At 63.6% G+C, this 12,973-nt stretch carries 12 protein-coding genes; 11 read left to right on the top strand and 1 reads right to left on the bottom strand.

The window, feature by feature from the left end:
• Nucleotides 1-31: 31 nt before the first annotated feature.
• The 6 genes from ispD to FGKAn22_RS08310 all read left to right on the top strand — a co-directional run bounded on the left by ispD (nucleotide 32) and on the right by FGKAn22_RS08310 (nucleotide 7,395).
• Nucleotides 32-712 (top strand): 2-C-methyl-D-erythritol 4-phosphate cytidylyltransferase, encoded by a 681-nt coding sequence (gene ispD / locus FGKAn22_RS08335; RefSeq protein WP_212785192.1) that lies wholly within the window; start codon nucleotides 32-34, stop codon nucleotides 710-712.
• Between the two features lie 2 nt (nucleotides 713-714).
• On the top strand, nucleotides 715-1,191 hold the full coding sequence (gene ispF / locus FGKAn22_RS08330; RefSeq protein WP_281411864.1) for a 2-C-methyl-D-erythritol 2,4-cyclodiphosphate synthase: 477 nt from the start codon (nucleotides 715-717) through the stop codon (nucleotides 1,189-1,191).
• Entirely contained in the window at nucleotides 1,191-1,871 is a 681-nt protein-coding gene (gene tsaB, locus FGKAn22_RS08325; protein ID WP_212785191.1) for a tRNA (adenosine(37)-N6)-threonylcarbamoyltransferase complex dimerization subunit type 1 TsaB, read from the top strand. The genes ispF and tsaB overlap by 1 nt, the downstream gene beginning before the upstream one ends.
• Before the next feature lie 8 nt (nucleotides 1,872-1,879).
• Nucleotides 1,880-2,320, top strand: a complete 441-nt coding sequence (gene rimI, locus FGKAn22_RS08320; RefSeq protein ID WP_343214980.1) for a ribosomal protein S18-alanine N-acetyltransferase — start codon at nucleotides 1,880-1,882, stop codon at nucleotides 2,318-2,320.
• On the top strand, nucleotides 2,313-3,230 hold the full coding sequence (locus FGKAn22_RS08315; RefSeq protein WP_212785189.1) for a uracil-DNA glycosylase: 918 nt from the start codon (nucleotides 2,313-2,315) through the stop codon (nucleotides 3,228-3,230). Before rimI ends, FGKAn22_RS08315 begins: the two co-directional genes overlap by 8 nt.
• 70 nt (nucleotides 3,231-3,300) lie before the next feature.
• Nucleotides 3,301-7,395 (top strand): PAS domain S-box protein, encoded by a 4,095-nt coding sequence (locus FGKAn22_RS08310; protein WP_212785188.1) that lies wholly within the window; start codon nucleotides 3,301-3,303, stop codon nucleotides 7,393-7,395.
• Nucleotides 7,396-7,398: 3 nt separating this feature from the next.
• On the opposite strand, the gene lplT is transcribed toward FGKAn22_RS08310, so the two are convergent.
• Nucleotides 7,399-8,628, bottom strand: coding sequence for a lysophospholipid transporter LplT (lplT, locus tag FGKAn22_RS08305; RefSeq protein WP_212785187.1), 1,230 nt, complete (start codon nucleotides 8,626-8,628; stop codon nucleotides 7,399-7,401).
• A 99-nt stretch (nucleotides 8,629-8,727) separates the two neighbouring features.
• On the opposite strand from lplT, the gene alr reads away from it, so the two are divergent.
• Genes alr through FGKAn22_RS08280 form a run of 5 tightly spaced genes read left to right on the top strand, consistent with a single transcriptional unit; the run spans nucleotide 8,728 to nucleotide 12,934 of the window.
• Entirely contained in the window at nucleotides 8,728-9,792 is a 1,065-nt protein-coding gene (alr, locus tag FGKAn22_RS08300; protein ID WP_212785186.1) for an alanine racemase, read from the top strand.
• A 21-nt stretch (nucleotides 9,793-9,813) separates the two neighbouring features.
• Nucleotides 9,814-10,677, top strand: a complete 864-nt coding sequence (locus FGKAn22_RS08295) for an S-methyl-5'-thioadenosine phosphorylase (protein WP_212785185.1) — start codon at nucleotides 9,814-9,816, stop codon at nucleotides 10,675-10,677.
• 9 nt (nucleotides 10,678-10,686) lie between these two features.
• Entirely contained in the window at nucleotides 10,687-11,214 is a 528-nt protein-coding gene (locus FGKAn22_RS08290) for an adenine phosphoribosyltransferase (protein ID WP_212785184.1), read from the top strand.
• A complete protein-coding gene (gene mtnA / locus FGKAn22_RS08285; RefSeq protein WP_212785183.1) occupies nucleotides 11,214-12,302 on the top strand; it encodes an S-methyl-5-thioribose-1-phosphate isomerase in 1,089 nt (362 codons plus the stop codon). The genes FGKAn22_RS08290 and mtnA overlap by 1 nt, the downstream gene beginning before the upstream one ends.
• A complete protein-coding gene (locus tag FGKAn22_RS08280) occupies nucleotides 12,299-12,934 on the top strand; it encodes a class II aldolase/adducin family protein (RefSeq protein ID WP_212785182.1) in 636 nt (211 codons plus the stop codon). Before mtnA ends, FGKAn22_RS08280 begins: the two co-directional genes overlap by 4 nt.
• Nucleotides 12,935-12,973: the final 39 nt, after the last annotated feature.

Raw genomic sequence — 12,973 nt, 5'->3', positions numbered from 1 at the left:
CCGATGCGCGGGAGTTTGGTAAACTCGCGCCATGTCTGAATTCCACGCTCTGGTTCCTGCCGCCGGCTTCGGCGCGCGCATGGGGCATGAACTGCCCAAGCAATATCTGCCGCTCGCCGGCAAGCCGATGATCGCCCACGCGCTCGAAACGCTCTGCGCTTGTCCCGACCTGTCCACGGTATTCGTCGTGCTGGCTCCCGACGATACGCTGTTCCACGGTTACGACTGGTCGCATTGCGGCGAGAAGCTGCAGCCGCTGTATTGCGGCGGCGAGACGCGCGCGGAGAGCGTGGCCAACGGCCTGCTGGCGTCTGAGCTGGAGCCGGACGACTGGGTGCTGGTGCACGATGCGGCGCGCCCCTGTCTGATGCAGGCGCATCTGTCCAAACTGATCGCCGAGCTGCGCGACGACGCGGTGGGCGGCATTCTCGCCGTGCCGGTGGCGGACACGCTGAAACGCGCCGATGCGCAGCAGCGCATCGCCTGCACCGAGCCGCGCGAAGGGCTGTGGCAGGCACAGACGCCGCAGATGTTCCGCGCGGGCCTGCTGGCGCAGGCGCTGCAGCAATGCCGCAATGTGACGGACGAGGCATCTGCCGTCGAGGCGCTGGGCCTGAGCCCGAAGCTGGTGGCGAGCGAATCGACCAATTTCAAGGTGACTTATCCGCAGGACCTGCTGCTGGCGGAGTTGCTGCTTCAACAAGGAAAATAATCATGCGTATCGGACAGGGTTTCGACGTCCATCAACTCGTCGAAGGGCGCAAGCTCATCATCGGCGGCGTGGACATCCCGTATGACAAGGGGCTGCTCGGGCATTCCGACGCGGACGTGCTGCTGCATGCGATCAGCGATGCGCTGCTGGGCGCGGCGGCGCTGGGCGACATCGGCAAACATTTCGCCGATACCGACGCGAAGTACAAGAACATCGACAGCCGCATTCTACTTCGCGAAGTGGTGCACATGGTGCGCGAGCAGGGCTATCGCGTCGCCAACCTGGATGCGACCATCATCGCGCAGGCGCCGAAGATGGCGCCGCATATCGCGCACATGGTCGCGCACATCGCATCAGACCTGCGTGTGGAGAAAAGCGCCGTCAACGTGAAGGCGACCACCACCGAGAAGCTGGGCTATACCGGGCGCGGTGAGGGAATCGCGGCGCAGGCGGTGGTATTGCTGCTGGCAGATAACTGATGCGCGTATTGGCACTGGAAACCTCCACCGAATACTGCTCCGTCGCCTTGTGGCAGGACGGCGCAGTCATGGACCGCTGCGAAGCGGTGGGGCAGAAGCATTCCGAGGTATTGATGAGCATGCTGGATGCCTTGCTCAAGGATGCGGGACTCGGGATCAGGGACATGGACGGCATCGCCTTCGGCATGGGGCCGGGCTCGTTCACCGGCGTGCGCATCGCCTGCGGCGTGACACAGGGGCTGGCGCTGGGGGCGAACCTGCCGGTGGTCGGCGTGTGCACGCTCGAGGCGCTGGCCGAAGCGTCGGGACACGGCAAGGTGGTCGCGGTGCTGGATGCGCGCATGGGCGAGATCTACCACGCGGCCTACGAGAAGCAGGGCGGCGAGTGGATCGCGGCGAGCGAACCCTGTCTGTGCAAGCCGGGGGATGCGCCGGTGGTGACGGGCGAGCGCTGGTTCGCTACAGGCAGCGGTTTCTCGGTGAACAGCGAAGCGCTGCAGGCGCGTTATGCGGGGCAGCTGCATGGCGTGGACGGAACCGTCGTCCCGCAGGCCTCCGCCATCGCCTCGCTGGGCGCGCGGCGTCTCGCGAGAGGCGAGGGCGTCGATGCGGCGCAGGCTCTGCCGCTCTACTTGCGCGACAAGGTCGCGCTGAAGACCAGTGAACGGGAAGCGCGTTGATGCGACCCATGACCGAAGCCGACGTGGATGCGGTGTTCGCCATCGAGCAGGCGGTGCAGGCCTACCCGTGGACGCGCGGCAATTTCAGCGACTCGCTGGCGAACGGCTACCTGTGCCGCGTGGATGAGACGGAAGACGGAATACGCGGCTATGCGATCCTGATGCCGGCGGTGGACGAGGCGGAGTTGCTGACCATTGGTGTGGCCGCGGCCCAGCAGCGCAAAGGTCTGGGGCGCGCGATGCTGGGCGCGATGCTCATGCTTGCGCGCGAGAGGAACATGCAGCGCGTGTTCCTCGAAGTGCGTCCGTCCAACACGGCAGCGGTCGCGTTGTACCGCAGCGCGGGCTTCGCCGAGGTCGGTGTGCGGCGCGGTTACTATCAGAACGCGAACGGCAGCGAGGACGCGCTGGTGATGGCGTGCGATTTTGCTGGAGATGAACATGGATAGGCAGGAAGCGGTACTGCGCGAGTTGAATCTGTACCCGCTGTGGCAGCGGAGAGGCGCGCCTGCACCAATGGCCGGCAATCCTGAAGCGGATGTGGAATCGACGCCGCCCATTGAAGCGTCGATCGAAACCGCCGCTGCGGTAGCACCTCCGGCAGCCGAAGCGAGCAGGGTGGGTGGAGGCGAAGCCGATACCCAACAATCGGTGACGGGTATCGCGGAGCCTGTTCTGAGCGCAGACGAAGGGTTCAACCCATCCTGCGCAAGTTCGCCGTCGCTTGCCGCCGCAGATTCCGAGCCCGCGACGATCGTCACAACCGGGAACGGGGAACAGAATCGCGAACAGCGCATCGCCGAACTCGGTTGGCCGGAATTGAAGACGATGGTGCGCGATTGCACTGCCTGCAAGCTGCGCGCTGGATGCACGCAGACGGTGTTCGGCGTGGGCGACGAGCAGGCCGACTGGTTGTTCGTCGGCGAAGGGCCGGGCGCAGACGAGGATGTGCAGGGCGAGCCGTTTGTGGGGCAGGCGGGCAAGTTGCTGGACAACATGCTGATGTCAGTCAAACTGAAGCGCGGCAACAACGTGTACATCGCCAACATCGTCAAGTGCCGCCCGCCCGGCAACCGCACGCCGGAGGCCGACGAGATCGCCACCTGTTTCCCATACCTGCAACGACAGATACAACTGATTCGTCCCAAGGTGATCGTGGCGCTGGGCAAGACCGCCGCCACTGCGCTATTGGGGCGCGATGCAGCGCTCGGCTCGCTGCGCGGGACGACGCATGACTATCAGGGGATTCCTCTGATAGTCACCTATCACCCCGCCTACCTGCTGCGCAGCCCGCTGGAAAAGGCCAAGGCATGGGAGGATCTGTGCCGCGCGATGCAGGTATTTAACGCACTTCCATAAGGGCTTTTACTTAATAGTCCTGCAGTTGCTTGTGTAGTAGCATGCCTCATCGCTTCCGAATGGGGAATGCATGAAGCTGCATGACTTCCGCCTGTCTACGCGCATCACTGCCACCGCCCTGATCCTGGTGGCCGCAGCTTCGTTGGTAACGATGTATATCGAAGAGGCGCGCCTGCAGGATGTTTACCTCAGCGAGCGGCGTGCCGATCTGGAAGAGATATCCCACGCCGAAAAATTACGTTTGACCCAGGCGATAGACGCACTGCGCCAGAGTCTGCTGTTCCTGTCCGATACTCCGCCTGTCTCCGGCATCCTGCGCGCCGTACAGAACAACGGTTACGACACCCGCGATGGGGATACTCAGGCCAGATGGGAAGCGCGTTTGCAGCAGGTCTTTACCGCTTTTTCAAACTCACACCCGGGTTATGACCACATCCGCTACATCGGCGTGGCCGACGGGGGGCGGGAACTCGTGCGCGTCGAGCAGCGCGGCGGCAAGGCCGAGGTTATACCGCCTGCCGAGCTTAAGGCCAGAGATGAGCAGGACTATTTCAAGTCCACGCTGAACTTGCGGCCAGGCCAAGTGTATTTCTCGGCATTCGAATTCAACCGGGAGGATGTGCCCGTCGGGCAAGCTGCCCGGCTGATCGTGCGCGCCGCCTCGCCAGTCTATGCCGGGGACGGAAATATCTTCGGCATGGTGGTAGTCGATATGGATGTGGCGGAATTGCTGAAGTTCGCCACCTTGGGATTGCCGCCCGGGGTGCAGACTTATGTCGCCAACAGGGACGGGGTCTACCTGCTGCACCCCGAGACAGAGCGAAGTACTGCTTCCGCGCCGGGGCGCAAGGATGAAGCCAGCCGGGACTTCCCTACACTGAAATCGCTGTTCGATCTGCGGGTTCCTTCCTACCTGCCGCTGCATGCAGCCGCCACGAGGGACATGAGCGGATATGTGGCGGCTGAGCGGATCCATTTCGATTCCGGCAATCCGGCTCGTTTCCTGTTGCTGGCCTATCACATCCCGGCTGCCGTGGCGGCGCGGCAGGTCGCTTCGATTCCCGTAATACAAGTCGCCGGCGGATTCGCCGCGATGTTGCTCGTCGGAGGGCTCGTGCTGCTGATGCTGCGCCGAACCTTCACACCGCTCGAACAGCTCACCGCTACGGCCGACAAGATCGCCGCCGGCGATTATGGCGTCCAGTTGCCGAAGGATGGCGGCGGCGAGATCGGTAGTCTGCTCAATGCATTCAATGCCATGCTGGACAGCCTGAGCCAGCGGGAACTGGAGATCTATCGCATCAACGTGGGGCTGGAGCAGCAGGTGGCCGAGCGCACCAGGCAGCTGGAAGAGACCAACGATCGGTTGCGCGAGGAGATGCGCGAGCGCGAGCGAGCCGTCGAGGTCATCAGGCGCGAGCATGACTTCCGCGAGGAGATGATCGAGTCGCTGCCCGGCATCTTCTACATGATCGACGCCTCCGGACGCTTTTCGATGTGGAACGACAATCTCGAGCGCGTGCTGCATTGCAGTGCCGATGAACTTTCCCAAAGTCACCCCCTGGATTTTTTCGAAGGGGTGGATCGCGCCGCGATCGAGAGCAGCATCCGCAAGGTGTTCGAGGAGGGCGAGGCCACCGTGGATGCGGTGCTGGTGGCGCGGGATGGCAAGAAAACGCCTTATCACTTCACCGGCCGGCGCATAGAGCGCGACGGCGAGCCCGTGCTGGTCGGCCTGGGCATCGATATCGCCGAGAGGCAGCGCATCCTGCACGAGACCGAGATGCTGTTGCGGCGCAACCAGGTCTTGATGCTGACCTCGATGGACGGGATCCATGTGATGGATATGCAGGGCGATCTCGTGGCATCCAACGATGCGTTCTGCCGCATGCTGGGCTACAGCCGGGAAGAGGTGGCCAAGCTCAACGTCGCCGATTGGGATGTGCAGTGGTCTGCGGTGGAGTTGCGTGAAAAATTCAAGGAACTCATCGGCAAGAATGCCATGTTCGAGTCCGTGCACCGGCGCAAGGACGGTTCGCTGATCAACGTCGAGATCAGTGCAGCCGGAGTGGAACTGGATGGCACGCAATACCTGTATGCGTCGAGCCGGGACATCACCGCGCGCAAGCGTGCCGAAGCGGTGCTGGTGCAGCACAAGGCCGTGCTGGACACCGCGCAGGATGGGTTCTGGATGGCCGATGAGCGGGGGTATCTGCTGGAAGTCAACGAGGCTTACGCCAGGATGTCGGGTTATTCAGTCGAAGAACTGATGGGGATGCACATCGGCCAGCTGGAGGCGAAAGAGCAGGCGGAAGAGGTAACGGCACACATCGACAAAATCATTGCACAAGGCGCGGACCGCTTCGAGAGCCGACACCGCTGCAAGGACGGACATGAGATCGATGTCGAGGTATCGGTGACCTTCATGCCGGAATCCCGGCGGTTCTTCGTGTTCTGCCATGACATCACCCGACGCAAGCAGGCTGAGCAGGCATTGCGCGTCGCGGCGACAACCTTCGAGACCCACGACGCGATCGTGATCACCGATGCCGATGCCAACATCATCCGCGTCAACCAGGCCTACACGGACATCACCGGCTATGGCGCCGAGGAGGTGCTGGGCAGGAATCCGCGCATCATGAAATCGGGGCGGCATGACAAGGATTTCTACACCGGGATGTGGCAACAGTTGTTGCACACCGGATCGTGGGCGGGCGAGATCTGGGACCGGCGCAAGAACAAGCAGATATATCCGAAGTGGCTGACGATCACCGCGGTCAAGGACGAGCATCAGGAGATCACCAACTACGTCGGCATCTTCAGCGATATTACCGCGCGCAAACAAGCCGAGGAGGAGATCCGCAACCTGGCGTTCTATGACGCGCTGACCAAGCTGCCCAACCGGCGCCTGTTTCTCGACCGCTTCCGCGCCGCGCTGCCCGCCTCCGCGCGCCACCGCAACTACGGCGCGGTGCTGTTCATCGACATGGATAAGTTCAAGTCGCTCAACGACACGCTGGGGCACGATTACGGCGACATGATGCTGGTCGATGTCGCCAGGCGCATCAAGTCCTGCGTGCGCGAGTCGGATACCGTGGCGCGACTGGGTGGAGACGAGTTCGTGGTGCTGATCGAAGAGGTCAGCCGGAATGCGGAAGATGCCGCGCACAAGGTCGGACTGGTCGCCGAGAAGATCCGCGAGACGCTGGCGCAGCCGTACCGGCTCAAGGAGCACGAGCACCACAGTTCACCCAGCATCGGCATCAGCCTCTATCTCGGCAACGAGAGTCCGGTGGAAGAGCTGCTGCACCATGCCGATATGGCGATGTACCAGGCCAAGGATTCGGGGCGCAATGCGGTGCGTTTCTTCGACCCGCTCATGCAGGAGAACGTGGCGAACCACGCCGCGCTGGAACATGACCTGCGGCATGCCATCGCGAAGCAGCAGTTGCAGCTGTATTACCAGATACAGGTGGACAGCAGCAACCGGCCCATCGGCGCAGAGGCATTGCTGCGCTGGCAGCATCCGCAGCGCGGCCTGGTGATGCCCGCGCAGGTCATTCCGGTCGCCGAAGAGAGCACGCTGATCATCGATATCGGCCAGTGGGTGCTGGATACCGCTTGCCGGCAGCTCGCCCTATGGGGCGGCAACGAGCGGACGCGCAACCTGACGCTGGCGGTGAACATCAGCGCGAAGCAGTTCGCGCTGCCGGACTTCGTGGATAAGGTGGACAAGCTTCTGATGGCTCATCGCGTCAAACCTGAGCGCCTGAAGCTGGAGCTGACCGAGAGCATGGTGCTGGCCGATCTGGCGGGCACGGTGGACAAGATGAGGGCGCTACGCCAGCTCGGGGTCAGCCTTTCGATGGACGATTTCGGCACCGGTTATTCATCGCTGTCCTACCTCAAGCAATTGCCGCTCGATCAACTCAAGATCGACCAGAGCTTCATACACGGCATCGTAAGTGATGGCAGCGACGCGCTGCTGGTCCAGACCATCATCGATCTGGCAACCAGCTTCCATCTGAACGTGATTGCCGAAGGGGTGGAGAGCGAGGCGCAGCTGGCGTTCCTCAAACACCACGAATGTATGGCCTACCAAGGCTACTTGTTCAGCAAGCCGGTGCCGATCGGGGAGTTCGAGGCGCTGCTGGAGCAGATGTAACGGCTAGAAGACTTTGCCGGAGTCCTGGTCATGCCCGTGGCGCTTGTATAGTGCGGCCATGACGCCGGACAGCAGCAGGCCGAACACCAGGATGATGAGATAGATGTGCAGTTCCAGCTTCTGCATCACGGCGTACAGCCCCAGCATGACGAAGATGCTCAGGTTCTCGTTGAAGTTCTGCACAGCGATGGAACGGCCAGCGCCCATCAGCAGGTGGCCGCGGTGCTGCAGCAGCGCGTTCATCGGTACCACGAAATAGCCGCCCATCGCACCCATGACGATCAGCAGCAGCACTGCCAGCGTGCTGTTGGTTATCGGGATCATCATCAGCACGACCACGCCCATGGCGATGCCGACCGGCAGCACCTTCACCGAATGCTCCAGCGTGATGTATTTCGCCGCCAGCACTGACCCGATGGCTATACCGATGGCGAACCAGGCGGTGAGTCTCGCGGCCTCTCCGATGTCGTAGTTCAGCGCCACCGCGGCCCAGCCGAGGAGCAGCAGGCGCAGTGTGGCGCCCGCGCCCCAGAACAGCGTGGTCACCGCGAGCGAGACCTGGCCCAGCGGGTCTCTCCACAGCAGCTTGAAGCAGTGCCAGAAATCCCGGGTCAGCGCGACCGGGCTGGTATCGAACGGCTTGTGTTCGATGGCGACCCGCGGGATGTAGAGGTTGAACACCGCGGCGGCGATGTAGATCAGCACGATGACGGCTATTGCCAGCTTCGCCACGCTGTCGATCAGCGGGATGTCCAGCGACGTCACCAGCGGCGCGACGAGGTGGGGGGTGATGAGGATGCCGCCGATCACCGCGCCGAGCACGATGGCGGCGACGGTCAGGCCCTCCATCCAGCTGTTCGCCGTGACCAGCTGGCTGGGCGGCAGGTATTCGGTGAGGATGCCGTATTTCGCGGGCGAGTAGGCCGCAGCACCAAGTCCGACCAGGCCGTAGGCGAGCAGCGGATGGACGCCGGCCAGCATGGCAAGACAGCCGGATAGCTTGATGGTGTTGCTGATGAACATCACGCGCCCCTTGGGTAGCGAGTCGGCGAACGCACCGACGAACGGTGCCAATATGATGTAGGAGACGATGAATCCCTGCTGCAATACCGGCGTGTGCCAGGCCGGCGAGCTCAGGTCCTTGAGCAGGGCGATGGCGGCAAACAGCAGGGCATTGTCTGCGAGCGCGGACAAGAACTGCGCCGCAAGGATGATGTAGAAGCCGAGATTCATTCAGCAGGGGATATTTTTATCAGGCCGTTTTATAACATGAAAATATTGCCCCTGCTATCATTCGCGTCTATCTAAAACACTTGTCAGTTCCCCGTTTCCATGCCCCGCCCGATCCAAGCCCTTATCGACCACAGCGCACTGGAGAACAATCTTCGCGTGGCGCGCCGCGCCACGAGTGCGCGCATCATGGCCGTTATCAAAGCCGAAGGCTACGGCCACGGTCTCTTGCGCGTGGCGGAGGCGCTTGCCGATGCGGACGGCTATGCGCTGCTGGATATCCGCGATGCGCTGCGGCTGCGCGATGCGGGCTACCGGCAGGCCATCCTGCTGCTGGAAGGCTACTTCGACGCCGAGGACATGGTGCTGGCCGCCGAGCACGGGGTGAGCTGTGTGATCCACAGCGACTGGCAGATCGCGCTGCTGGACGCTTGCCCCAAGCGCGGCGCGTTGGACGTGTGGCTCAAGGTCAACACCGGCATGAACCGGCTCGGTTTCGCGCCGCAACAGGTGGCGCAGGCGATGGAGCGGCTGCGCCGCCACCGTGCGGTGCGCGACATCACGCTGATGACCCATTTCGCCAATGCCGACGAGGCGCGCGGCATCGCGGCGCCGCTGGCGCTGTTCAATGATGTCGCCGGCAGCTACCGCGCAGCGCGTTCGCTGTCGAATTCCGCGGCCTTGCTGCGCTATCCGCAGGCGCACGGCGACTGGGTGCGTCCCGGCATCATGCTGTACGGTGCTTCGCCGTTCGCCGAGACCAGCGCGCAGCAGCTCGGCCTGAAACCGGTGATGACCCTGAGCAGCCGCATCATCGCCGTGCAGGAACTGCGCGCGGGTGACGAGGTGGGTTACGGCTCGCTGTTCCGCGCCGAACATTCGATGCGCATCGGTATCGTCGCCTGCGGCTACGCCGACGGCTACCCGCGCCACGCACCGACGGGCACGCCCCTCCTGGTGGACGGGCAGCGCACGCGCACGCTGGGCCGCGTCTCGATGGATATGCTGTTCGCCGACCTGAGTGCCTTGCCCCAGGCGGGCGTCGGCAGCAGCGTCGTGCTGTGGGGAGAGGGCATGCCGGTCGAGGAGGTCGCACATGCTGCAGGCACGATCAGTTATGAATTGACCTGCGCGCTGACCGCGCGCGTGCCGGTCGTGACACGCTAATCATTTCAGGGGAGAGGAAACATGCTGGGCATCATCGGCGGCAGCGGTGTCTATAACATCGAAGGGTTGGAGAACACCCGTTGGGTGAAGGCGGAGTCGTCATTCGGCGAGCCATCGGACGAGGTTCTGATGGGCGAACTGAACGGCGAGTCCATCGCCTTCCTGCCGCGCCACGGCCGTGGTCACCGCATCTCGCCGTCAGACATCAACTTCCGCGCCAACATCGATGCATTGAAGCGGCTTGGCGTGACCGATGTCGTTTCGGTGAGCGCGGTCGGCTCGCTGCGCGAACACCTCGCACCGGGCACCTTCGTCATCGTCGACCAGTTCATCGACCGCACCTTCGCGCGGGAGAAGAGCTTCTTCGGCAGCGGAATGGTTGCGCACGTGTCGATGGCACGCCCGGTATGCAAGCGTCTCGGCGACCATCTCGAGGCCGCCGCGCGGCAGATGGAGATCAACGTGGTGCGCGGCGGCACCTATCTGGTGATGGAAGGGATGCAGTTCTCCAGTCTCGCCGAGTCGGAGCTATACCGCTCGTGGGGCTGCGACGTGATCGGCATGACCAACATGCCGGAAGCCAAGCTCGCGCGCGAGGCCGAGCTCTGCTACGCGACCGTGGCGATGGTCACCGACTACGACTGCTGGCATCCCGATCACGACCATGTGACGGTAGAGGCCATCGTCAAGGTGCTGCTGGAGAATGCCGACCGTGCGCGCGGCCTGGTCAAGAGTGTCGCGCCGCGCGTCCAGAACGACGCGGCAGGCTGTGAGTGCGGTTGCCGCCATGCCTTGCAGTACGCCATCCTCACCGCGCCCGAGGCGCGCGATCCCGAGCTGATCGAGAAACTGTCCGCAGTCGCGGGCCGCATACTCAACCGCTAAAGGAAAGCCATGACCATTAAGTCCAGAATTCGCACCATCCCGCACTATCCCCATCAGGGGATCATGTTCCGTGACATCACCACGTTGCTGAAGGACTCCGTCGGCCTGCGCGCCACCGTGCAGGAGCTCGCCCACCGCTACAAGGACATGAAGATCGACAAGGTGGTCGGCATCGAGTCGCGCGGCTTCATCGTCGGCACGCCGCTCGCCTATGAACTGGGTCTGGGGTTCGTCCCCATCCGCAAGCGCGGTAAGTTGCCCGCCGAGACGGTGGGGCGCGACTACCAGCTTGAGTACGGCAGCGATCGCATCGAGATCCACGTCGACGCGATCCGGACGGGCGACCGCGTGCTGCTGGTGGACGACCTCATCGCCACCGGTGGCACGGCGGAGGCCGCCGTCGGCCTGATCGAGGACATGGGAGGCGAGGTGGTGGAATGCGCCTTCGTCATCGACCTGCCGGACATCGGCGGCCGCGCGAGGCTGGAGAAACTGGGGCAGAAAGTATTCGCGCTGTGCGAATTCGAGGGTGACTGATGCAAGTTAACGGCAAACCCTATCGCACCATCTGGCCCACCGCCGACCATGCGGTGGAGATCATCGACCAGACCAGACTTCCGCACGAGTTCGTCACGGTGCGGCTGGAGAACATGCGCGACGCGGAGCGGGCGATACGCGACATGTGGGTGCGCGGCGCGCCTTTGATCGGCGTGACGGCGGCTTACGGTGTGGCGCTGTCGATGCGGCACCATGCTTCGGATGCGGCGCTTGAGGCGAGTTGCGGCGTGCTGCTCGCGGCGCGTCCGACGGCGGTGAACTTGCGCTGGGGAGTGGAGCGCATGCGCGCCTTCCTCGCACCGTTGCCCGAAGCCGAGCGCGCCGAGGCGGCTTGGCGGGAAGCGGCGCGCATCGCGGACGAGGACGTGGAGATCAACGCAAGCATCGGCCGCCATGGCGCCGAACTGTTCCGTGCGATGCGCGAGGCCAAGCAGCGCGACGGCCGCAGCGGTGTGGTCAACGTCCTGACCCACTGCAACGCGGGCTGGCTCGCGACGGTGGACTGGGGCACGGCGCTGGCACCCATCTATGCAGCGTTCGACGCGGGCATTCCACTGCATGTATGGGTGGACGAGACGCGTCCGCGCAACCAGGGCGCGAGCCTCACTGCATGGGAGCTGGGGCAGCACGGCGTGCCCCACACCGTCATCGTCGACAACGCGGGCGGCCATTTGATGCAGCATGGGTTGGTGGACATGGTCATCGTCGGCACCGACCGCGTGACCGCGCGCGGCGACGTATGCAACAAGATCGGCACTTATCTCAAGGCATTGGCTGCGCACGACAACGGCGTGCCGTTCTATGTCGCGCTGCCGACGCCGACCGTGGACTGGACGCTGCAGGACGGCGTGCAGGAGATCCCCATCGAGGAGCGCGCACCGGAAGAGGTGACGCACATCTCCGGTCTGTGCGAAGACGGCCAGGTGCGCACGGTGCAGGTCACTCCGCAGGGTGCACGTGCCGCGAACTACGGATTCGATGTCACGCCTGCGCGGCTGGTGACGGGGCTGATCACCGAACGCGGCGTCGTGAAAGCGAACGCCGGGGCGATGGAGGCACTGAAATGAACGAGAACCAGTTGCGCGGCGAGCTCGCGCGCATCGCAAAGCGGCTAGACGACCAGGGGCTGAACCGCGGCTCATCCGGCAACCTCAGCGCGCGCCATGAGGACGGCATGCTCATCACGCCCTCCGGCATGGGGGCGGGGCTGACCGGGGACGACATGGTGTTCGTCGATGCGCAGGGCAAGGCGCACGGCCGCCGCAAGCCATCCAGCGAATGGCTGTTCCACCGCGACATCTTCTCGCAGCGTCCCGAATTCGGCGCGGTGATCCATACCCATTCCGTCGCCGCGACCGCGCTGGCGTGCATGCGCCGCGACATCCCTTCGTTCCATTACATGATCCTGATGGCGGGCGGCGACAGCATCCGCTGTTCCGGCTATGCGACCTTCGGCACGCAGGCGTTATCCGATACGGTGCTGGAGGCGATGCAGGACCGCCGTGCCTGCCTGCTGGCGAACCACGGCATGATCGCCGCGGGCAGGAACCTGCTCGATGCATTCAAGCTCGCGGTCGAGGTCGAGACGTTGTGCGAACTCTATCTGCGCACGCTGCAGTCGGGCGGTCCGGTGTTGCTGAATGCGGAAGAACTGAGCGATGCCCGGCGGCAGTTCACCGAACTGCGCTACGGCGAGTAATAGACGCTCAAAATTCCGCGTTCCTTCGGATGTTGTCTT

The sequence above is a fragment of the Ferrigenium kumadai genome, from assembly GCF_018324385.1.
GTDB lineage: Bacteria > Pseudomonadota > Gammaproteobacteria > Burkholderiales > Gallionellaceae > Gallionella > Gallionella kumadai.
Note: the sequence above shows the minus strand (reverse complement) of the source record. Positions and strands in the feature narration are given on the sequence as shown.